The organism is Pantoea sp. Cy-639, assembly GCF_011752525.1.
Taxonomy (GTDB): Bacteria; Pseudomonadota; Gammaproteobacteria; order Pseudomonadales; family Pseudomonadaceae; genus Aquipseudomonas.
On sequence record NZ_VWXI01000008.1, the window covers coordinates 1 to 20,801 of the forward strand.

Sequence of the window (20,801 nt, forward strand, 5' to 3'; positions counted from 1 at the left end):
GGCTTGCCTTTCTCGGTCACTTGCTTGACCGCTTCGATCTTGAATTCTTCAGGGTAACGCTGACGACTCATGGCACCTCCTATTTGGGCCTCATTATGAGGCTTGGAGGTGTCTACGGAACCAGGGGTGATTCAGTACTCATGATCCTCTGGTCAGTCACTAGGGTCTGTACGAAAAGCCTTGATACTTGTTCATGCTGCGTTGAAAACAGCCTGACCTGCGTCTCAAGACTTTTCGTACAGACCCTAAGCACCTGACTCACCGCACTGACCTGAGCCTTCGCCATAATGTGGTCCGACTGATTCCCAACTGCCGCGCCGCTTCGTCGAGATTGCCCTGGCAGTTGTCCAGGGTTTCCTGTACATGGCGCAGCTGGGCGGCCTTGCCGATGCTGTGCAGGTCCGACTCCCGAGAGGGCCTGGCACGGCTGATTGGCGCACCGCCTTCGCACAGTTCGGGCAACACCCGCGCCAGGTACTGTTCGTCCACGCCATGCTCCCCCAGCAGCTCGCGGGCCGAGAGCATCGCGCGCTCGATCACGTTCTCCAGCTCACGCACATTGCCTGGCCAGCCATGGCGCGTCAGGTAGGGCAGCAGGGCGCCAGGCACGTCCGCCGCACCTGGCGGCTGGCCCTGGACCAGCAGGCGCTGGCTGATACCCCGGCAGATCAGGGCAATATCCTCGGGGCGCTCGCGCAAGGGGGTGGTCTGCAGGCGCAGGATGTTGAGCCGGTAATACAAGTCGGTACGGAAGTCGCCATCCTCTATTGCGGTGCGCAGGTCCTGGTGGGTGGCGGCGATGATGCGCACATCGATCGCGATCGGCTCGGTGCCGCCCAGGCGCAGTACTTCGCGCTCTTGCAGCACACGCAGCAGGCGCGTCTGCAGTGACACGGGCATGTCGCCGATCTCGTCGAGAAACAGTGTGCCGCGGTGCGCCACTTCGAACAGGCCAGGCTTGCCACCCTTGCGCGAGCCGCTGAAGGCACCTTCTTCATAGCCGAACAGTTCGCTTTCCAGCAGCGACTCGGGGAACGCCGCACAGTTGATGGCGACGAAAGGGCCTTGCCGGCGCGGGCTCTCGTTATGGATGCCCTGGGCCAGCAACTCTTTGCCGGTGCCGCTTTCACCGGTTATCAGGATGGTTGAGTGGCTGACGGCGAAACGCCTGGCCAACTGCAGCATGTCGCGATGGGCCCGGCTGTTGCCGTCGAGCTGTTCGAGCCGGTAGCGGGCGGTGAAGGCGCCGGGTCGGCGGGTGGAGCGGATGCGTTGGTCCGCCCGTTGCACGGCGGTGGTGTCCTGGCAGGTCAGGACCAGGCCGGTGCGCTGGCCGTTCTCGAGGATCGGCAGCAGGTTGCTGACCACGGCATGTGAGCCGAGCCGGATCACCCGGTTTTCTTCGCCGCCCTCTACGAACGCTTGCTGCAGGTCCAGTTCCGGGCACAGCTGCTGCAGCGGACGGCCCAGCGCCGCGCTGAGCGGCAAGTCCAGCAGGTGAGCCAGGGCCGGATTGAGCGACTGCACCACGCCCTGGTTGTCGACCGCTGCCACGCCGGTGGGGATGTGTTGCAGCACGGCGTTCAAGTGTCGGCGCTTGGCGATCTCGATACGTTGACTGTCGAGAATGCCCAGGGCCTCTTCGAGCGCCTTGCGTACAGTGTCCTCGCTCAGTGACAGCACGCCGTGCAGGCCTGCCTGTTCCGCCAGTTCCACCACCGTCGAGGAACCGATGATGCTGCGGCACCCCAGCTGGGCGGCTTGTTCGACCGCTTGGCGCGCTTCCTCCAGGGAGGTGTAGGCGGCCTGGTGAACCTGCACCGTGAACAGCGCCGCCATGGCCTTAAGGCCCTGGTCGATGCGGTTGTAGCTGAGCAAGGCCACTTGCGAGGCATGCTCGCGCGCCTGCCCCAGTGCCCGCAGCAGGTCATCGCCGCCCACACGCATGGTCAGTACCGGGCGCGCCAGGTGTTTGCGCAGGTAGGCGGCAGTGGCCCCGGCGCAGATGAACACGTCGGCTTCGCCGCGCAACTCCAGTTCGCGGGCGGCTTGCAGCGCCTCGGTCACCGAGGTGTCGAGCACTTCGATGTGGGTGTCGGGGTAGTCCGCGGCGAGCGCGGCCACCATTTGCGCGAGACGGCTGCGTTGCCGGGGGCGCTGCAGGTGGCTGATCAGCACGACGAGCTGGGAGGTGGGGGGGTGCATTGCGGCGCCTGTTCAGAAATGAAGTGTTTCCATCCTGAACTAATTTGTTTCATGTATGCAATGAAGCGCTTCGCCAGCTTTTCCGGTGACCCGCTGCAGGCCAGGTGTGACAGGGCCTGCAGATGAGCCTGGCAAAGTTGGCCCAGGTGTTGCCCTAGCTGACCTGCCCATCTGAAACCGAAGGCAGGACCATTGATTCATGAGCAGTTCCTCTACGACTTGTCCGGCTGGCGAGACGCTCGCGGTCGCGACCGATGAGCAGCGCCTTGTCGACTTCATCCGCGAGCAGGCAACGGCATCACGCGTTGTGATTCAAACCCGCAAGCGCCTGAGCGGCGGTGCCATCCAGGAAAACTGGCTGCTTGAACTGCTGATCGAGGGCGGCCCCTGGGCCGGTGCCCGGCGCTGGGTGTTGCGCAGCGACGCGCTGTCCGCATTACCGGCCAGCCTCGACCGCGCCCAGGAGTTCGCCGTGTTGCAGGTGGCCCACCAGGCCGGGGTGAAAGTGCCACGGCCGCTCTGGCTGTGTCGAGACACCCAGGTCCTCGGGCGGGTGTTCTTCCTGATGGAATACGTGCCGGGTGTCGCTGCCGGGCGGTTGCTCAGCGCTGGGGCGGGCTCCCAGGGCCAGGCCCGGCTGGCGGAGCAGCTCGGCGCCAACCTGGCGCAGCTGCATCAGATCCGTCCGCCGAGTGCGGCACTGGCCTTTTTGCCCGTGCCGGAGCGCTCGCCGGCGTTGGCCACGGTCGATGCCTACCGTCGTTACCTCGACACGCTCGACGATGCCTATCCGGCACTGGAGTGGGGCCTGCGTTGGTGCGAGCTGCATGCCCCGCGCGACAGCCGTCTGTGCCTGCTGCACCGCGACTACCGCACGGGCAACTACCTGGCCAGCGAGCAGGGGCTGGAGGCGGTGCTGGACTGGGAGTTCGCCGGCTGGGGCGACCCTTGCGAGGACCTGGGCTGGTTCACCGCCCCCTGCTGGCGTTTCAACCGCCCTGACTTGGAAGCCGGCGGCATCGGCCAACTGGCGGACTTCCTGCGTGGCTACCAGCAGACATCGCCACTGTGGATCGAGCCTCACCAACTGCGTTACTGGCAGGTGATGGCGACTTTGCGCTGGGCGGTGATCGCGTTGCAGCAGGGGCAGCGCCACCTGTCCGGCGAAGAGCCTTCCCTGGAGCTGGCACTGACCGCGCGCCTGCTGCCGGAGCTTGAACTCGACATCCTGAACATGACCGGAGCCGATGCGCCATGACCCAGCCGCACGCCCATGAACTACTCGAAATCGCCCGCCAGACCTTGCTCGAGCAGGTATTGCCGGCGCTGCCCGGCGAGCTGCGCTACCCCACGTTGATGATCGCCAACGCCATGGCCATCGCCGCCCGGGAAAACCGCCTGGACGCCGTCGTCAGCCTTCAGGAGCAGACGCGCCTGGCCGCGCTGATCGATGTGCCCGCCCCGTCGTTGCAGCAAGCCCGCAGCCAGCTGGCGCGGGCGATTCGCCAAGGTCGCCATGACGCCCAGCACAGCGCTCGCACCCTGGTCGAGACGCTGCGCCAGGTGACGCTCGACCGGCTGGCGATCAGTAACCCCAAGGCCGTGCGCTGAGCACGGCAAGCCTCTGCTTCAAGACCGACAAGCACGAACAAGGACCCTCATGAACTTCACCCTCCCAGACGAACTGCTCGAACTGCAGGCCAGAACCCGCACCTTCATTGCCGAACAGGTCATCCCGTTCGAAAACGACCCACGCCAGGATGGCCACGGTCCCAGCGACGCCCTGCGTCGGGACCTGCAAGCCCGCGCCCAGGCCGCAGGCCTGCTGACGCCCCATGCCAGCCGTGAAATGGGTGGGCTGGGCCTGAGCCATGCGGCCAAGGCCATCGTCTTCGAAGAGGCCGGTTACTCGCCCCTGGGCCCGGTGGCGCTGAACATCCATGCCCCGGACGAAGGCAACATCCACCTGATGGACGTGGTGGCCACCGAAGCGCAGAAGGACCGCTGGCTGTGGCCTTTGGTGCAAGGGCACGTGCGTTCGTGCTTCGCCATGACCGAGCCGGCGCCGGGCTCGGGGTCCGATCCGTCGATGCTGCGCACCACCGCCACCCGCGATGGCGACGACTACCTGATCAACGGCCGCAAATGGTTGATCACCGGGGCCGACGGCGCCGGGTTCGCGATCATCATGGCGCGCATGGAGGATGGCTCGGCGACCATGTTCCTGTCCGACATGCAGCGCGAAGGGATCATCCTCGAGCGCCAGCTGGATACCCTGGACAGTTGCTTCACCGGGGGCCACGGGCAATTGCGTTTCGACAACCTGCGGGTGCCGGCCAGCGATGTGCTGGGCGAGATCGGCAAGGGCTTCCGCTATGCCCAGGTGCGCCTGGCCCCAGCGCGCTTGACCCACTGCATGCGCTGGCTCGGCGCCGCGCGACGGGCCCATGACATCGCCTGTGACTACGCACGCACCCGCGACGCGTTCGGCAAGCCGCTGGGCGAGCACCAGGGCGTGGGCTTCATGCTGGCCGACAACATGATGGACCTGCATGTGGTACGCCTGGCGGTGTGGCACTGCGCCTGGGTCCTCGACCAAGGCCAGCGCGCCAATGTCGATTCGAGCATGGCCAAGGTGATCAGCGCCGAGGCGCTGTGGCGGGTGGTGGATCGCTGCGTGCAGGTGCTGGGCGGGCGCGGGGTCACCGGGGATACCGTGGTGGAGCGGATATTCCGCGACATTCGCCCGTTCCGCATCTACGACGGTCCGAGCGAAGTACACCGCATGAGCCTGGCGAAGAAACTCCTCGACCAGCGCCCGGGAGCCCACTGATGCAGCCGACCCTTGCCCGATTGTTCGCCCTCGATGGGCGCCGCGCCCTGGTGACCGGCGCCTCCAGCGGCCTTGGCCGACATTTCGCCAGCACCCTGGCGGCTGCCGGCGCCGAGGTGGTGGTGACGGCCAGGCGCCTGGCGCCGCTGCAGAGCCTGGTCGAATCCATCGAGCTGGCCGGTGGCCGCGCCCGGGCCCTGGCCCTGGATGTGACCTGCCGCGACGATGTGTGCCGGGTGCTCGACGCCGCCGGCCCGCTGGATGTGCTGGTCAACAACGCCGGGGTGAGCGACAGCCAGCCGCTGCTGGCCTGCGACGACCAGAGCTGGGACCGGGTGCTCGACACCAACCTCAAGGGCGCCTGGACCGTGGCCCAGGAGTGCGCCCGGCGGATGGTCGCCGCGGGGCAGGGTGGCAGCCTGATCAACGTCACCTCGATCCTCGCCAGCCGCGTGGCCGGCGCCGTCGGCCCTTATCTCGCGGCCAAGGCCGGGCTTGCCCACCTGACCCGTGCCATGGCCCTGGAGCTGGCGCGCCATGGCATCCGGGTGAACGCCCTGGCGCCGGGTTACGTGATGACCGAGCTCAACGATGCGTTCCTGGCCGGCGAGGCCGGGGAGAAGCTGCGCGCGCGTATCCCCAGCCGGCGTTTCAGCCAGCCACAGGACCTGGACGGCGCCTTGCTGTTGCTGGCCAGCGATGCCGGGCGGGCCATGAGCGGCACCGAGATCGTGGTCGATGGCGGGCATCTGTGCAGCAGCCTGTGAGCTGATCCGGACCCAAGCCTGAGGCGACTACAACAATAAGCAGGAGATGTGTATGTACCTTCAATGCCTGGATAACCTGTCGATGGGGTGGCAGTGATGATTCACCCAACCTTCGAGCATGAGCTTGCCCCCAACGAAGCCAACCATGTGCCCCTTTCACCCTTGTCGTTCCTCAAGCGCGCCGCCCAGGTGTACCCGCAGCGCGATGCCGTGGTCTATGGCGAGCGGCGCTGCAGCTACCAGCAGTTGCACCAGCGCAGCCGGGCCCTGGCCAGTGCGCTGGAGCGGGTCGGCGTGCGGCCGGGCGAACGGGTGGCGATCCTGGCGCCGAACATCCCCGAGATGCTCGAGGCGCACTATGGCGTGCCGGGCGCAGGGGCCGTGCTGGTGTGCATCAATATTCGCCTGGAGGCGCGCAGCATCGCCTTCATCCTGCGCCATTGCGCGGCCAAGGTGCTGATCTGCGACCGTGAGTTCGGCGCGCTGGTGCAGCAGGCACTGGCCATGCTCGACACACGGCCATTGCTGGTGGGCATCGACGATGACGCAGCCGAGCAGGGCGAGCTGGGCGATGACCTGGACTATGAAGCGCTCCTGGCCCAGGGCGACCCGGCCAGGCCGCTGAGTGCGCCACAAAATGAATGGCAGTCGATTGCCATCAACTACACCTCCGGCACCACCGGTGACCCCAAGGGGGTGGTGCTGCATCACCGTGGTGCTTACCTCAATGCCTGCGCCGGGGCGCTGATCTTCCAGCTGGGGCCACGCAGCGTCTACCTGTGGACCTTGCCGATGTTCCACTGCAACGGCTGGAGCCACACCTGGGCGGTGACCCTGTCCGGTGGCACCCATGTGTGCCTGCGCAAGGTTCAGCCCGAAGCGATCCATGCGGCGATTGCCGTGCATGGCGTGACCCACTTGAGCGCCGCGCCGGTGGTGATGTCGATGCTGATCCATGCCGAGCACGCCGGCGCGCCGAGCGGGCCGGTAGCGGTGATCACCGGCGGCGCTGCGCCACCCAGCGCGGTGATCGCCGCCATGGAGGCCCGCGGCTTCAGCATCACCCACGCCTACGGCATGACCGAGAGCTACGGCCCCAGCACCCTGTGCCTGTGGCAGCCGGGCGTCGACGAACTGCCCCTGGAGGCCCGCGCCCGGTTCATGAGCCGCCAGGGCGTCGCCCACCCGATGCTCGAAGAGGCCACGGTGCTGGATATCGACAGCGGTCGGCCGGTGCCGGCCGACGGCCTCACCCTGGGGGAACTGGTGGTGCGCGGCAACACGGTGATGAAAGGCTACCTGGACAACCCCGAGGCCACCCGCAGCGCACTGGCCGGTGGCTGGCTGCACACCGGCGACCTGGCCGTGCTGCACCCGGACGGCTACGTGGAAATCAAGGACCGGGCCAAGGACATCATCATTTCCGGTGGCGAGAACATCAGTTCGCTGGAAATCGAGGAAGTGCTCTACCAGCACCCCGAGGTGGTCGAGGCCGCCGTGGTGGCGCGCCCGGATTCGCGGTGGGGTGAAACGCCCCATGCCTTCGTCACCCTGCGTGGTGATGCCCAGGCTGGTATCACCGGTGACGACCTGATCCGCTGGTGCCGTGCGCACCTGGCGCACTTCAAGGCGCCGCGCCACGTTTCGCTGGTGGAGCTGCCCAAGACCGCCACGGGCAAGATCCAGAAATTCGTCCTGCGCGAATGGGCACGGCAACAAGAGGCGGCGGCCGACAGCACGGGCTGAGGGTGCTGCCTAGGCCATGAACGACGCAGCGGCCGACCGCCGGGGGATGCGTGGTCACCCTCGCGGCCAGCCGCTGGCCCGCTGAAGTCTGTGCTATCCGGGCGTACAAAAGCTTCACACTATCCGCCAAAATACAGGCAAGTCGCGCGTTCATACGCACCACTGCCACTCATCCCCGGGCTTCTGCGATGACGTCCTACATTCGTGGTACCGCATTACTGGGTTTTGACGAGTTCGCCACGGCGCAAGGGCTGGATGCCCATGCCCTGCTGGCAGAGTGCTCGCTTGGCCCTGTCGATCCTGATGCAACCCTCGCTGCTCGGCAATTCAGCGCCCTGCTGGAGGTGTGTGCTCAACGTTCCAGCAACCCGTTGTTCGGGCTCCAGTTCGGCCTGCAGCACGGTATGCGCGGTATCGGCAGCCTGCTGCATGTGATTCAGAACGAGGGCAGCGTGGGCGAGGTGCTGAGCGCATTGAGCCGCTATTCCCACATGCACAGCAGCGCAGCGGAGTTTCGCCTCGAACGCCAGGCCGGCCATGCACGGTTGTTGTATCAGGTCACCGATGCGGATCTGCCATGCATACGGCAGACCGTGGAGTTGGCGATGGGGATGACGGCACAACTGATGCAGAGCCTGCTCAAAGGCCAATGGCACCCTCGTGGCCTGCTGTTGCGCCACATGTCCGCTGATGTAGCGCCCAGTGCCTACCGTGGCCTGCTGGGTATCACGCCGCGTTTCGCCAACCGGGAAAACGCCTGGGTGTTCGACATGTCGCTGCTGGACGTGGGGCTTGGCGAAAAAGATGAGCGGCTCTTGCAACTGATGCGCCAGATGCAGGAGGAACTAGCGGATATCACCCTGCAGCACCTGCCGTGGCACGTTCAGAAGCTGATTCGCGGCCGGATGCCCCACGGGCGGGTCACGATCGAGCAGGTCGCCCTGGACCTGAATGTGAGCCCACGCAGCCTGCAGCGCTACCTGCTGATGGCGGACACGAGTTTTCAGGTGCTGCTGGACAAGACGCGCCAGGCAATGGCCATGTGCTTACTGCGGGATGCCTCGATCAGCCTGACGCAGGTGGCAGAACTGCTGGGCTACACCCAGTTGAGCGCGTTTTCCCGGGCGTTCAGCCGCTGGCATGGCATCAGTGCACAACAATGCAGGCGCCAGCTGCAGCGTGGGCTGGACGAGCAGCAGGCCCAGGATGCCACGCCGCCACCGGCGAGGGTGCGGCCGACATGACCACGGTGCCTTTCGTTCGCGCGCTCAGCCTCGTCGGGTTCCACGCGTTCGCCGCCCGGCAAGGGCTCGATCCGGCGCGGATGCTCAAGCAGATCGGTTTGCCGCAGCAAAGCCTGCAAGACGAGGACAACCTGTTCCCCTACCAGCAATATTGCGCCTTGCTGCAGGCCTGCAGCCAACGGTCGGGGAACCCGTTGTTCGGTTTGCACTATGGCTTGTTCCAGGCCTCGAGCGTGTTCGGCGACCTGCTTCACGTGCTGCGCAATGCCCGTACGGTCGGCGACGCGCTGCTGCAGTTGCGCAGCCATTACGCCCTGTACAATGCCGCCGCCGAGGTGGGGCTGAGCAATGAAAACGGACAGGTGATCCTCAGCTACCACGTGCATCAGGCCGATGTGCCTGGCGTGCGCCAGGCAGAAGAGCTGGCCTGTGCGGCCGGTGTTCAGTTGATGCGTGCACTGCTGGGCCCCCACTGGCAGCCCACTGCCATTTGGCTACGCCATTCGGTCTGTGCCGATCCCGCGCTTTATGCGCAGGCCCTGGGCATGCCGGTGACTTTCGAGGCACCTGGCCTGGCCCTGGTGTTCGAGGCGTCGGTGCTGGCGCGGCCGTGCGCCACCTGCGATGACACGTTGCAGCAACTGGTCGTCAGGAACATGCAGCGCCTGGAGCCGTTGTGCAGCGATGAGCTGGCCAGCCAGATCAAGCAGTTGCTGCAGCACTTGCTGCCCAGCGGCCGGGCCACGGCGCAAAAGGTGGCCAGCATCATGGCCTTGACCCCGGAGCAATTGCGCCAGGCCATGGCGCGTGAAGGCTTGTCGTTCCAACAATTGCTGGAGGACGTCCGCCAGCGCATGGCCCTCGCGTATCTGGCCAGGCCTTCGGTTGATATCGCCGAGCTGGCCAGGCTGCTCGGCTATTCCGACACCAGTGGCTTTTGCCGGGCCTTTCATCGCTGGCACAACATGAGCCCGCTGAACTGGCAGAAGGCCCAGGGCATACAGCGTCAGCCACGCCTGCTGGGAAGAGGGCGCAAGCGACTGTAGCGCTCGCGGCCTAATAGCCTCTGAAGATCTCGCCAATGCTTGCGATCGGATGCCCCATTTGCGCTGCCGCTGCTCGGTTGGCGACTGTGGGTTTGGGGGCATAGACGGCAGTCAGGAACATGGCCAGCGTCAGGGTAGCCAGGATAAAACCAAAGCGGCGCATGGGAACCTCCAGCGTTTTTGTAGTAGTTGTTGCTGTCGAGTCTGGTCCGTGGCGCCTGCAAAAGCTTGATAAAGTGCGCCACAAAACAACCCTTTCGTGCGGCCTTTCAAGGCCATCCCTTTCAAGGTGTTCGCGTGAGGGCCGCCAAGTGTTCGGCGGGAGTCTTGCAGCGCTCTCAAGATCGAGCGCCGCCCGCGCGGCGCATCGCAGGCTTCGCCAGCTCCCACATTTGTTTCGGGCCAGTCACTCCTGTGGTTTCATCACTGTCTGCCTTGTTAGTACGACGCGGTATTGAGGTGGGCACCACTGGCGCCTCGCCTGACTTGAGACATGCACCAAGACGGGCGGCGGTACCCTCCAGGCATAACTGGCCCGAAACAGATGTGGGAGCTGGCGAAGCCTGCGATGCGCCGCGCGGGCGGCGCTCGATCTCATGGGCGCTGCAAACCTGCCGGCATGCACCTGGTGGCCCTCATGCGATCCCATGACAGGTGCATGGACGTCACACCGCGAACACCCGGGTGGCGGCCACGATGTCCTGATCACCGTAACCCCGCGCCGTTGCACGTTGAGCCACCTGGCACACGGCGTCGAACACCGGCGTCCAGGCACCGCCTGCCTGCATGGCTTGGCCAATCTCTGCGAAGGCCCCAGCGTGCACGTCGAGCCTTGCCTGGTCACCCGTGAAGTCCTGCTGTTCCAAGCGCCGTACGGCGTCTTCAAGTGCATCGGCGACGAAAAACCGCGAAGTGTCGAGTATCAGCCGGGCCATCTTGGCAACGGGCATGCCAAATGCCTGGCTGGCGCCCACGGCTTCGTAGAACGCCACCATCGCGGCAAACGCATGGGCATGCAGCAGGGCGGCGAACGCGTAGGTTTCTTCCCAGGGCAGGAACAGGGTATGGCCGGCCAGCACTTGCAGCACTGCGCGATGCTGCTCGAAGGCTTCCCGTTCGCCGGTATGGATGCAGTAGCTTTCGGGGTGGCCGATATTGCGCGGGTAGGCCACGATCATGCCCTTGACGTATTGACCGCCCGCACGGTTGACGAGCGCCTGGAGCGCCATGCTCTGTTCCTGGGATTCGGTGGTGTAATTGACGATCGTGCGGTTGGCCAGTGCAAGGGACACTTCGGCAGATTCCAGAACCTCAAGCACAGCAGCATTGTCCAGCAGCACCAGGATGGTGACCGGGCTCGCCGCGAGCGCGGCGTGCGCACTGTCGCAGAGGTGGGCGCCGGCAGCCACGAGCGCCTGTGCCTTGTCGGGTGAACGATTCCAGACCGCTACCCGCTTGCCTTGCTTGAGCAATGCTTGCGCCATGATTGTGCCCATGGCCCCAAGCCCCACGACGGATACGTCAAAGCCTGAACAGGCATCAACTGGGTTTTGCATGATTCATCACTCCTGGTTTCTTGTTCTATTCACAGAAGGTTCTGCGACCGGGCCCAGCCGGTCGCGTCGTCCAACGTCTTGGCGAAGGCGCTGAAAATGGCATCCACTTCGTCTTCTGTCGTGATCAGCGGTGAACTGCTCCACGGCAACGTCTACCAGACGCTGTTCGCTGAAGCCCAACGCAACGCTCCACAGGCCCGACATGGCTTCGATGTAGGCATTGCCCTGCTCATCGAAGACCCGTATGCCGTCGCCTCGGGTGATCACCAGTGGCCCGACTTCCCGGTGCTGGGCCAGGTTGGTGTTGGGGTGAATGAGTGAAGCCAGGTCGTTCTGAACGGTTGAAGCGTGGGGGCTCATTGGCTCATGTTCCTGTTGCAGGCGAGGGTTGCCCGCAGGTGAGCAGGTGGCGTGCGCCCGATGTACCGCTGGCGCACGCCAGGACCCTGCAGTTACTGGCGAAGCGCTGCCGCGACCGCCTCGCCGAAGGCGTTCAGGCCCTGTTCGAGCTGGTCGGTCGGGGTGTTCACCGGTGGCATCAGCTTGATGATTTCGCCGTTCGGGCCGCAGCGGTCGACCAGCACGCCCGCTTGCAGCACGCGCTGCTGGGCATCCTTGGCCAAGGCCACGTTGCCGCGGCCGAAATCGATGCCGGCGATCATGCCGCGCGAGCGGGCGCAAGCGACGCCCGGGATCTCGGCGAAACCGGCAACCGCGCGGGTCATGGCCGCGCTGTTGTCGGCCAGCAGCTTCAAAAACTGCGCGTCGCGCCAATAGCCAAGGGCGATCTGCGCGGTCAGGAACGCCAGCTGGTTACCGCGGAACGTGCCGATGTGATCGCCCGGCTGCCACACATCCAGCCCTGCACCGATCAACACGATCGCCATCGGCAGGCCGAAGCCGCCGATGGATTTCGCGCAGGTGATCAGGTCCGGCACGATCCCGGAGCGCTCGAAACCGAAGAAGTCGCCCGTGCGGCCACAGCCGGCCTGGATCTCGTCGCAGATCAGCACCACGCCGTGCTCGCGGGTCCATTGACGCAAGCGCTGCAACCACAGGTTGGAGGCCGGGTAGACACCGGCCTGGATCTGCACCGACTCGACGATCACGGCGGCCGGCAGTTCCGATCCGCTGCCCTGGTCGTTGGCCAGGCGCTCGAGGAAACCAATGCTGTCGAACTCACCGTAAGGGCTGTCTTCGTACGGCACGAACACCACGTCGTTGGACAGCCCGGGGCCTCGGCGGGTGCGGTTGCCGGTGATGGCCAGCGCGCCCGCCGTCATGCCGTGGTAAGCCCCGTAGAAGGAGACGACCTTGGTGCGCCCCGTGGCCTTGCGCGCCAGCTTCAAGGCCGCCTCGACGGCGTCGGCACCGGTCGGGCCGGTGAACTGCACCTTGTAGTCCCAGCCGCGTGGCTTGAACAGATCACGCTCGATCGACTCCAGGAACTGGCGCTTGGTGGTGGTGTGCAGGTCGAGGGCGTGGGTCACGCCGTTGGCCGACAGGTAGGCGATCAAGGCATCGCGCATGCGCGGGTCGTTGTGGCCATAGTTCAGGGCGCCGGCGCCGGCGAAGAAGTCCAGGTACTCTCGGCCATCCTCACCGCGGATCTTGCTGCCCTGGGCGGTATCGAACACCAGCGGCAGGTCGCGGCAGTACATCCGCACGTTGGACTCGAGCCTTTCGAACGTCTCGATGTTGTTCATGCATAACCTCTTGCAATGATGGGGTGTGGTGGGGCGGTCAGTGCTTGAACATCACGTGGCGGACCACGGTGTAGTCTTCCAGGCCGTACATGGACAGGTCCTTGCCGTACCCCGACAGCTTCACGCCGCCATGGGGCATCTCGCTCACCAGCATGAAGTGGGTGTTGACCCAGGTGCAGCCGTACTGCAGGCGGGCGGCCAGGCGATGGGCGCGCCCCACGTCGGCGGTCCACACCGAAGAGGCCAGGCCGTAGTCCGACTCGTTGGCCCATGCCAGTACCTGGGCCTCGTCCTCGAAGGGCGAGACGGTGACCACCGGGCCGAAGATTTCCCGGCACACCACTTCATCGTCCTGGCGGGTACCGGCCAGGACCGTGGGCTCGAAGAAGAACCCGGCACCTGCAACGCGCTTGCCGCCCGTGACGACCTCGATATGGGGCTGCTCCCGGGCACGATTGACGAAGCCCTCGACACGCTCCAGGTGCTCCTGGGTGATCAGCGGGCCCATTTCGGTTGCCGGGTCGTCCTGCAGCCCGCATTGGATGCTGGACGCGGCTTCGCCGAGCTTGCGAACGAATTCCGGGTAGACCGCTTTCTGCACATACAGGCGGCACGCGGCGGTACAGTCCTGGCCGGCGTTGTAGAAGCCGAAGGCGCGGATGCCCTCGACGACGGCGTCGATGTCGGCATCGTCGAAGATCAGCACGGGGGCCTTGCCACCCAGCTCCATGTGCATGCGCTTCACGCTGTCGGCAGTGCCTTCGATGATCCGGCTGCCGGTACGCACGGAGCCGGTCAGCGACACCATGCGCACCTGGGCGTGGCTGGTCAGCGGTTCACCCACCGTGGTGCCGCGCCCATGGACGATGTTGACCACGCCGGCGGGGAAGATCTCGGCGAGTAGCTCACCCAGTTTCAAGGTACTCATCGGGGTGTGCTCGGAGGGCTTCAGCACCACGGTGTTGCCCCCGGCCAAGGCTGGGCCGAGCTTCCACGCCGCCATCAGCAAGGGGTAGTTCCACGGTGCGATGGAGGCGACGACACCGACCGCGTCGCGGCGGATCATCGAGGTGTGCCCCGGGATGTACTCGCCCGCCGCCGAGCCTTGCAGGCAGCGAACGGCGCCAGCAAAGAAGCGGAACACGTCCGACACGGCGGGCAGTTCGTCCTGCAGCACGGCCGTGAACGGCTTGCCACAGTTGTCCGCCTCCAGGCGTGCGAACACCGCGGCCTGGGCGTCGATGCGGTCGGCGAGGGTGAGTAGCAGTGCCGCACGGTCCTTGGGCGGTGTTTGCGACCAGGCTTCGAAGGCCGCGTCCGCGCTTTGCACTGCGGCATGCACCTGGGCGCGGCTGGCCTCGTTGGTGTGCACCAGGACGCTGCCCAGGGAAGGGTTGTACACGGCCAGATCGTCGCCTTCGCCAGCCACCAGGGCGCCATTGATCAGAAGCTTTGTTTGCATGTCGATTCTCGTCTTTGAACGGCAAGGCCTGTGGCCTGCCTAGGGATTGTCGTCAGAGCGTTCGAGGGGAGGGAGGGGTGCTACGCCAGGGCGTCGGGGACTGGGTTACGGAACAGGCTGGTCCGGCAGGCGAGGTAGATCAGCCCAAGGCCGAGCCAGCAACTGCCCATGATCAGGGCGTCTTTGTCCAGGCTGGCCAGCATCCACCCGGCCGTGACCAGGCCGATGAGCGGGCAGAGCACCCCGCGCAGCAATCCGGCGCCATCCTTGACCCGCGCATCGAAGGTGAGCCGTAAGGCGCACAGGTTGACGGCGGTGAAGGCGAGGAAGGCGCCGAAGTTGACCAGGGAGGTCGCGGTGGCGATGGTCAGGCCAAACCCGGCGGTGCCGAACACACCGCATAGCAGGATGTTGAAGGCCGGGGTCTTGTAGCGAAGGTGCAGCGCGCCGAACAGCCGGCGGGGCAGTTGGTTGTCCCGGCCCAGGGCGTAGAGCAGCCGGCCCACGCTGGCCTGGAACGACATCCCCGCCGCGAAGTGGGCGACGATGATTCCGGCCAGGACCACGGCGAAGAACAGGTCACCGCCGATCATCCGGGCAATCTCGAAGGCGGCCCCGTCCACCAGCTCGAACGTGGGGGAGGGGTGCGCCAGGTACATGAAGTACGAAGAGCCGACGTAGACCGAGCCGCCAATCAAGGCGACCAGCAGGATGGCGCGCGGCAGCGTGCTGCCAGGGTCGCGGGTTTCCTCGCTCAGCGTGGACAGCGCGTCAAAGCCCAGGAACGAGTACGCGGCAATGGCGGCGCCGGCCATGCTGGTGGCGAAGGGCACGTCCTGCTTGAAGAACGGCTTGGCCGACAGCAGCCCGCCCGGGCCGTTGGCCGCCACGATGTAGTGCACGCACAGGCCGATGAACACCACGATGATGACCAGTTGCACCACCATCAACAGCACGTTGAAACGGTTGGCCACCTGGATGCCGAGCACATTGAGCAGCGAGGTGCAGACGATGAAGCCGGTGATCCACACCCACTGGGGCACCTCGGGGAACGCCATGTTGAGGTAGCTGGCGCCGAGCAGCCAGATCAGCATCGGGATGAAGAAATAGTCCAGCAGGGCGGCCCAGCCCACCATGAAGCCGAGGTTGGCGTTGAGCATCTTGCGGGTGTAGGTGTAGGCCGAACCTGCCACCGGGAACACCCTGACCAGTCGGCCATAGCTCAATGCCGTGAACACCACACCGGTGGCTGCGATCAGGTAGGCCATTGCCGTGGTGTTGCCGCTGGCCTGGGTGATCACGCCATAGGTGCCGAAGACAATCAGCGGGGCCAGGAATGCCAGGCCGAACAACAGCACGGAAAACGGGCCCAGGGTGCGCCTCAACGAGGCGCCAGAGGTTGACTGACTCATGACGGAGCCCTCTTACGCGACGAAGTGGTAAGCGGTGGTGATGATGTCGTGGTAGGCCTCTACGGACATCGCCTTGGCATTGCTGGCATCCGAGAAGTTCTGCTTGGACTTTTCGGCGATGGCCAGGAAATCGTCCTCGCGCACGCCCTTGATCTCGGCGAAGCGGGGGATGCCCAGGTCCTTGCTCATCTGGAACAGATGGCCGACGGCGGCCTCGGCGGCGTCGACCGTCGACAGCGAGGGGGCGATCCCCAGCGCGTAGGCGACCTGGGCATGGCGGACGATATCGGCATCACGGTTGTGGCCGAACACGAAGGGCAGGAAGATCGCGTTGCCCACGCCGTGGGGCGTGTCGTACATGCCGCCGATGGCTTCGGAAATGCAGTGCACACTGCCCACGTCGGCGTTGCCGAAGGCCATGCCGGCGATCAGGCTGGCCACCAGCATCTGCTCCCGGGCCGCCTGGTTGTCGGGCTCCTGCGCGGCCGCCTTGAGGTGCTGGCTGATCAGGCGGATGGCATGCAGCGCCAGGCCGTCGCTGATCGGGTTCGCCACACGGCAGGTATAGGCTTCGATGGCATGGGTCAGGGCATCCATGCCGGTGGCGGCGGCAATCGACGATGGCAGCGTGTCGGTGATGTGGGAGTCGAGCAGCGCCAGTACCGGGCCGATGCGGTAGTCCAGCACATTCATCTTGACGTGGCGGGCGGTGTCGGTGATCACCGCGAAGCAGGTCACTTCGCTGCCGGTGCCTGCCGTGGTCGGGATGGCGACGATAGGCGGGATGGCCTGGGTGAGGGTGAACGACCCTTCGTAGTCCTCGATACGGCCGTCGTGGGTGAGCAGCAGGCTGATGGCCTTGGCCGCATCCATCGCGCTGCCGCCACCCACGGCCAGCAGGCCGTCGATACCCGTGCCCCGATAGCGCTGGGCGGTGTGGTTGATGTCTTCGCTGCGCGGGTTGGCCTTGATGTCCGCTACTTCCTCGTAGGCGATGCCGGCCCTGTCGAGGCTGGCGTAGACGCTGTCCAGCAGGCCTGCTGCCTTGACCCCGGCATCGGTCACGATCAACACGCGGGCCAGGCCGAGTTGCCGCAGGTGTTCACCGGTGCGCTCGCGCAGACCGGGTTCCATCACGATTTTGCTGGGGAGTAAAAACTGGAATTCCATACGTACCTCTTGCTCAATTATTGTCATTGTCGAAAGGGCAGTGGAGGAGCATCCGCGCCTGGCCGTGTTTAACGGCTCGGGCGTGTAATATGGGCCTGGCGGTTACACTCGGGCCGGAATGTTGTTGTTTTGGGTCTTGCGTGAATCTGTTACGAAATGGCTCCAGCGGAATAAAAAGAGGGGCGACCAAGCGACGGGCCCCTAGAAGAAAATCTGTGCTAACGCATGTGCCCCGTCAGCAGGGACAGCAGCGTGCCCAATAGGCACGTCGGCAAGTCATGCCCCATCCCGGGCAGCAGTACCAAGTTGGCGCCGCGAATCGCTGACGCCGTGGCGAATCCGCCGTTGGTGGCGACCATGAGGTCTTTGTCGCCATGAATGACCAGCGTGGGGCAGCGAATCCGCTGCAACTCCTGGGTACGGTCACCGGAGTTGATGATCGCGCCGATCTGCCTGGCGGTGCCGAGGTTGCTGGCCTCAGCGCCACCTCGCGGCCAGGCTTGCATGGCGTAGTCACGCAAGGCCGGCTCGTTCCATTCCAGCGTCGAACCGATCAGCCCCATGATGTCCACGTAGTCGCGCACGCTTTCGTGCTGGTTGCGCGGTGGGCGGCGCAGCAGCTGGAACAGGGCTTTGAGCGCCGGTTGGCCGACGCGCAGCGAACCTGTAGTGGAGAAGATCGAGGTCAGGGTGCTGACGCGCTCGGGGTAACGCGCGGCGAGGGTCTGGGCAATCATGCCGCCCATCGACATCCCCACCACATGAGCCGTTGCCAGCTTCAAGTTGTCCATGAGCCCGAGCACGTCGTTGGCCATGTCACCCAGGTCATAGCCGGGTGTGCGCTTGCGCAGGAACTGCTGCAGGGTCGTGGGGGGCGCCACATCCGTGAAGAACGAGCGGCCCGCATCACGGTTGTCCAGGGTGATGACCCGCAAGCCTTGTTCGACCAGGCCGTCGATAAGTGCTTGCGGCCAGTAGGTCAATTGCAGCCCCAGGCCGACGATGAGCAGAACTGCCGGGGCGGTTTCGTCGCCATGGCTGCGATAGCAGAGCTTGCGCTCGCCCGGTAGTTCGCAGAAACGATCGGTGCTCATCGGCGGCTGCCTTGCTGCTGCAACTGAACATCGGCGTGCAAGGGCGCATTGGGCACTGCGGTGAACTTCAGGCACTTGTCTGCCACCTTGCCGTGGCGCAGCAGTTTGACGTCGCGGAAGTAATCCATCGACATCACCCAGGGTTCGCGCGGTCCCTGGCGCGGCATGCTGTCCAGGGCGCGCTGCACGTAGCCGGCACCAAAGTCGAGCAAGGGGCGGGTTTCGATGCCATCCGGCGCCTTGGGCTCGCAGACGTTGTAGCCTTTGCGTTCCATCAAGCCCAGCAAGCGGCAGAAGTGGTCGCACAGCAGGCAGACTTTCAAGGTCCAGGACGAGTTGGTGTAGCCCACCGCGAACGCGAAGTTGGGCACGCCGGAGAGCATCATGCCTTTGTAGGCCAGGGTCTCGCTCAACACCACCGGCTTGCCGTCCTTGTACAGGCCGATGCCACCGAACAGCTGTACGTTCAGCCCCGTGGCGGTGACGATGATGTCGGCCTTGAGCAGCTTGCCTGACTTGAGTAATACACCGAACTCGGTGAACCGCTCGATATGATCGGTGACGATGTCGGCTTTGCCCGCGCTGATGGCTTTGAACAGATCGCCTTCGGGCACCGAGCACAGGCGCTGGTCCCACGGGTTGTAGGGCGGGTTGAAATGCTCGTCGACCGGGTAGTCTTTCGGCAGCTCCCTGCGGGTCAGCCACAGCAGCAGTTTTTTCGATAGCTTGGGGAAGCGCTGGCAGAAGCCCCAGAAGGCCAGGGTGATCTTGGCGTTCTTGTAGCGCGTCAGGGAATAGGCGGTTTGCGCGGGCAGGACCTTGCGCAGGAACGCTGCCACCCCATCATTGGCCGGCTGGTTGATGATGTAGGAGGGTGTGCGCTGCAGCATGGTGATGCTGGCGACCTTGTCGGCCATGGCCGGAATCAGGGTGACCGCGGTTGCGCCACTGCCGATGACCACGACGCGCTTGCCGCTGTAGTCGAGATTCTCCGGCCAGTGCTGCGGATGGATGATCTGGCCCTTGAACTGCTCGGTGCCTTCGAAGCGCGGGGTGAAGCCCTGGTCATAGCGATAGTAGCCACCTGCGCTGAACAGCCAGCGGCATTCAAGGGTGCGCACCTGTGCCGTCTGGCCATCCTCGATGCGCACCGCCCACAGGCCCTTTTCGCTTTGCCAGTTGGCCGAGACGACTTTCTGCTGGTACTGGATGAAGGGGGCCAGCTGGTGCTCGTCGATGGCTTCGCCCAGGTACTCGAGAATATCCGCGGCGTCTGCCAGGGACTTGGCCTTGGTCCAGGGCTTGAAGTCGAAACCGAAGGTGTAGAGGTCCGAGTCGGAGCGGATGCCGGGGTAACGGAACAGGTCCCAGGTGCCTCCCATGCGCTCGCGGGACTCGAGAATGGCAAAGGTTTTGTGCGGTTGATTGCGTCGCAGGTAGGCCGCCGCGCCGATGCCAGACACACCGGCCCCAATGATCAAAATATCGAGCGGCTCAACTGGAAGAGCAGTGTGAGAGGACATCTCGCCTCCTGATTATTGTGTTATGGAAACTGATCTTTTGACTTGATCACCTGACCAGAATAGGGCGACCAAAGGTGCGGGACAAGGTGCAAAATGCACCAGGTCGTTATCGTTTTAGGATGATTTGCACCTTGAAGGGTGGCGGAATGCTGATTTTCGGGATGCCTTGCGCAGCTCTGCTGAAGGAGATCAGCTGTGCTGTCGGGCAGGGAGCATTGCCAGCATCCGCACCGCGATCCTCTGTGGGAGCAACTGTCTTGTGTTGCCTGTGCTGACCTTATCGTTGGCAAGCCAGCTCCCACGGCGACCTCGTTGAATCACTCGCGGGTGGCTTGTCACAAGCCGCTCGGATGCGCTGCGCCATGCAGCACAGCGCATCGGCAGGGGCCTCAGTAACTGGCCACCAGCAGCTTGACCGCCTGGCAGGCCGTGTCGGTCTCGGCCTCCAGGCGCGCGCGGTCGCCGTGGGCGGACCAGGCGAGCATCAAGCCGTCGAACAGGTTGATCAGCAGGCGGCTGATGGTGGTCAGTGCGGTCTGGTCCAGCGCGCCGTCGGTGACCTTCACGATGGCCTGCTGGGCCGCTTCGAGGGAAACGGCATAGATCTTGGTCGCCATCTGCGGGTTGTTGCGCAGGTTCCAGCAGAACAGTTCGAACTGAGTGGTGGCCATTTCCGGGTGGGCCGTGAACCAGTTGACCAGCTGGCGCAACATTTCCCCAACCGATTCCGCGGCCGTGGCGCCTGTCGGCACGTGTTGCAACGATTGTTGCGGCATGTTGATCAAGGACTCGTAGACCGCATAGAACAACTCGTCCTTGGTGTGGAAGACGTAGTGCAACGACGCCAGGGGCGAGTCTGCCGCCGCGGCGATACGCCGGGTGGTGGCGTTGGCCACGCCATGTTCCGCGATCACCTTGACGGTGGCCTCGATGAAGTCCTGCCTGCGCTCTTCAGCGCCAATCCGAGCCATTGAGTTCTCCCTATTCGGTAGTGCCACCAGCCCTTTGGTCGGGCGTCGGCGGTGACGAATGCTATC

19 protein-coding genes are annotated in these 20,801 nt (G+C 64.8%); 8 read left to right on the plus strand and 11 right to left on the minus strand.

Annotated elements, in window-relative coordinates; genetic code table 11:
* Positions 1-71 (minus strand): transposase (locus tag F3J43_RS11725; protein ID WP_166886457.1); only part of this gene is annotated, 71 nt, incomplete at its 3' end.
* Positions 72-258: 187 nt separating this feature from the next.
* Positions 259-2,205: a propionate catabolism operon regulatory protein PrpR gene (gene prpR, locus F3J43_RS11730; RefSeq protein ID WP_166886004.1), complete on the minus strand. Its 1,947-nt coding sequence runs from the start codon at positions 2,203-2,205 to the stop codon at positions 259-261.
* Positions 2,206-2,404: 199 nt separating this feature from the next.
* Between prpR and F3J43_RS11735 the strand changes: the two genes are divergently transcribed.
* From F3J43_RS11735 to F3J43_RS11765, 7 genes are all read left to right on the plus strand, one after another.
* Positions 2,405-3,463: a phosphotransferase family protein gene (locus F3J43_RS11735; protein WP_166886006.1), complete on the plus strand. Its 1,059-nt coding sequence runs from the start codon at positions 2,405-2,407 to the stop codon at positions 3,461-3,463.
* A complete protein-coding gene (locus F3J43_RS11740; RefSeq protein WP_166886008.1) occupies positions 3,460-3,816 on the plus strand; it encodes a DUF6285 domain-containing protein in 357 nt (118 codons plus the stop codon). The genes F3J43_RS11735 and F3J43_RS11740 overlap by 4 nt, the downstream gene beginning before the upstream one ends.
* Positions 3,817-3,865: 49 nt before the next feature.
* Positions 3,866-5,038 (plus strand): acyl-CoA dehydrogenase family protein, encoded by a 1,173-nt coding sequence (locus F3J43_RS11745; RefSeq protein ID WP_166886012.1) that lies wholly within the window; start codon positions 3,866-3,868, stop codon positions 5,036-5,038.
* Positions 5,038-5,805, plus strand: coding sequence for an SDR family NAD(P)-dependent oxidoreductase (locus F3J43_RS11750; protein WP_166886014.1), 768 nt, complete (start codon positions 5,038-5,040; stop codon positions 5,803-5,805). Before F3J43_RS11745 ends, F3J43_RS11750 begins: the two co-directional genes overlap by 1 nt.
* Before the next feature lie 96 nt (positions 5,806-5,901).
* Positions 5,902-7,551, plus strand: a complete 1,650-nt coding sequence (locus F3J43_RS11755; RefSeq protein ID WP_166886016.1) for an acyl-CoA synthetase — start codon at positions 5,902-5,904, stop codon at positions 7,549-7,551.
* 50 nt (positions 7,552-7,601) lie between these two features.
* On the plus strand, positions 7,602-8,795 hold the full coding sequence (locus tag F3J43_RS11760; RefSeq protein WP_205297806.1) for an AraC family transcriptional regulator: 1,194 nt from the start codon (positions 7,602-7,604) through the stop codon (positions 8,793-8,795).
* A complete protein-coding gene (locus F3J43_RS11765; RefSeq protein WP_166886019.1) occupies positions 8,792-9,841 on the plus strand; it encodes an AraC family transcriptional regulator in 1,050 nt (349 codons plus the stop codon). The genes F3J43_RS11760 and F3J43_RS11765 overlap by 4 nt, the downstream gene beginning before the upstream one ends.
* A 10-nt stretch (positions 9,842-9,851) precedes the next feature.
* Here F3J43_RS11765 and F3J43_RS11770 read toward each other — a convergent pair whose 3' ends face one another.
* Positions 9,852-10,004 carry an amino acid permease gene (locus F3J43_RS11770; RefSeq protein WP_166886020.1) on the minus strand — a complete coding sequence of 51 codons (153 nt, stop codon included), beginning with the start codon at positions 10,002-10,004 and terminating at the stop codon, positions 9,852-9,854.
* A gap of 502 nt (positions 10,005-10,506) precedes the next feature.
* The gene (locus F3J43_RS11775) at positions 10,507-11,397 is read right to left on the minus strand and encodes an NAD(P)-dependent oxidoreductase (protein WP_166886022.1); all 891 of its coding nucleotides are present in this window, start codon (positions 11,395-11,397) and stop codon (positions 10,507-10,509) included.
* A 96-nt stretch (positions 11,398-11,493) separates the two neighbouring features.
* Here F3J43_RS11775 and F3J43_RS24065 point away from each other — a divergent pair, with 96 nt between their 5' ends.
* The gene (locus tag F3J43_RS24065; RefSeq protein ID WP_286184510.1) at positions 11,494-11,718 is read left to right on the plus strand and encodes a hypothetical protein; all 225 of its coding nucleotides are present in this window, start codon (positions 11,494-11,496) and stop codon (positions 11,716-11,718) included.
* Between the two features lie 131 nt (positions 11,719-11,849).
* On the opposite strand, the gene F3J43_RS11785 is transcribed toward F3J43_RS24065, so the two are convergent.
* From F3J43_RS11785 to F3J43_RS11815, 7 genes are all read right to left on the minus strand, one after another.
* Positions 11,850-13,103: a diaminobutyrate--2-oxoglutarate transaminase gene (locus F3J43_RS11785; protein ID WP_166886024.1), complete on the minus strand. Its 1,254-nt coding sequence runs from the start codon at positions 13,101-13,103 to the stop codon at positions 11,850-11,852.
* Between the two features lie 37 nt (positions 13,104-13,140).
* Positions 13,141-14,565 carry a gamma-aminobutyraldehyde dehydrogenase gene (locus tag F3J43_RS11790; RefSeq protein WP_166886026.1) on the minus strand — a complete coding sequence of 475 codons (1,425 nt, stop codon included), beginning with the start codon at positions 14,563-14,565 and terminating at the stop codon, positions 13,141-13,143.
* 80 nt (positions 14,566-14,645) lie between these two features.
* Entirely contained in the window at positions 14,646-15,977 is a 1,332-nt protein-coding gene (locus F3J43_RS11795; protein WP_166886028.1) for an APC family permease, read from the minus strand.
* Between the two features lie 12 nt (positions 15,978-15,989).
* Positions 15,990-17,174, minus strand: a complete 1,185-nt coding sequence (locus F3J43_RS11800) for an iron-containing alcohol dehydrogenase (RefSeq protein WP_353618221.1) — start codon at positions 17,172-17,174, stop codon at positions 15,990-15,992.
* A 191-nt stretch (positions 17,175-17,365) separates the two neighbouring features.
* Positions 17,366-18,241, minus strand: a complete 876-nt coding sequence (locus tag F3J43_RS11805; protein ID WP_166886032.1) for an alpha/beta fold hydrolase — start codon at positions 18,239-18,241, stop codon at positions 17,366-17,368.
* Positions 18,238-19,764: a flavin-containing monooxygenase gene (locus F3J43_RS11810; RefSeq protein WP_166886034.1), complete on the minus strand. Its 1,527-nt coding sequence runs from the start codon at positions 19,762-19,764 to the stop codon at positions 18,238-18,240. The genes F3J43_RS11805 and F3J43_RS11810 overlap by 4 nt, the downstream gene beginning before the upstream one ends.
* Positions 19,765-20,153: 389 nt before the next feature.
* Complete coding sequence (locus F3J43_RS11815) at positions 20,154-20,735, minus strand: TetR/AcrR family transcriptional regulator (protein WP_166886036.1); 582 nt, start codon at positions 20,733-20,735, stop codon at positions 20,154-20,156.
* Positions 20,736-20,801: the final 66 nt, after the last annotated feature.

Excerpts from the sequence above, each read along its gene's own strand:
- prpR (WP_166886004.1), bottom strand. The coding sequence starts at position 2,205 with ATGCACCCCCCCACCTCCCAGCTCGTCGTGCTGATCAGCCACCTGCAG.
- F3J43_RS11735 (WP_166886006.1), top strand. The coding sequence starts at position 2,405 with ATGAGCAGTTCCTCTACGACTTGTCCGGCTGGCGAGACGCTCGCGGTC.
- F3J43_RS11740 (WP_166886008.1), top strand. The coding sequence starts at position 3,460 with ATGACCCAGCCGCACGCCCATGAACTACTCGAAATCGCCCGCCAGACC.
- F3J43_RS11745 (WP_166886012.1), top strand. The coding sequence starts at position 3,866 with ATGAACTTCACCCTCCCAGACGAACTGCTCGAACTGCAGGCCAGAACC.
- F3J43_RS11750 (WP_166886014.1), top strand. The coding sequence starts at position 5,038 with ATGCAGCCGACCCTTGCCCGATTGTTCGCCCTCGATGGGCGCCGCGCC.
- F3J43_RS11755 (WP_166886016.1), top strand. The coding sequence starts at position 5,902 with ATGATTCACCCAACCTTCGAGCATGAGCTTGCCCCCAACGAAGCCAAC.
- F3J43_RS11765 (WP_166886019.1), top strand. The coding sequence starts at position 8,792 with ATGACCACGGTGCCTTTCGTTCGCGCGCTCAGCCTCGTCGGGTTCCAC.
- F3J43_RS11770 (WP_166886020.1), bottom strand. The coding sequence starts at position 10,004 with ATGCGCCGCTTTGGTTTTATCCTGGCTACCCTGACGCTGGCCATGTTC.
- F3J43_RS11775 (WP_166886022.1), bottom strand. The coding sequence starts at position 11,397 with ATGCAAAACCCAGTTGATGCCTGTTCAGGCTTTGACGTATCCGTCGTG.
- F3J43_RS24065 (WP_286184510.1), top strand. The coding sequence starts at position 11,494 with ATGGCATCCACTTCGTCTTCTGTCGTGATCAGCGGTGAACTGCTCCAC.
- F3J43_RS11785 (WP_166886024.1), bottom strand. The coding sequence starts at position 13,103 with ATGAACAACATCGAGACGTTCGAAAGGCTCGAGTCCAACGTGCGGATG.
- F3J43_RS11790 (WP_166886026.1), bottom strand. The coding sequence starts at position 14,565 with ATGCAAACAAAGCTTCTGATCAATGGCGCCCTGGTGGCTGGCGAAGGC.
- F3J43_RS11795 (WP_166886028.1), bottom strand. The coding sequence starts at position 15,977 with ATGAGTCAGTCAACCTCTGGCGCCTCGTTGAGGCGCACCCTGGGCCCG.
- F3J43_RS11800 (WP_353618221.1), bottom strand. The coding sequence starts at position 17,174 with ATGACAATAATTGAGCAAGAGGTACGTATGGAATTCCAGTTTTTACTC.
- F3J43_RS11805 (WP_166886032.1), bottom strand. The coding sequence starts at position 18,241 with ATGAGCACCGATCGTTTCTGCGAACTACCGGGCGAGCGCAAGCTCTGC.
- F3J43_RS11810 (WP_166886034.1), bottom strand. The coding sequence starts at position 19,764 with ATGTCCTCTCACACTGCTCTTCCAGTTGAGCCGCTCGATATTTTGATC.
- F3J43_RS11815 (WP_166886036.1), bottom strand. The coding sequence starts at position 20,735 with ATGGCTCGGATTGGCGCTGAAGAGCGCAGGCAGGACTTCATCGAGGCC.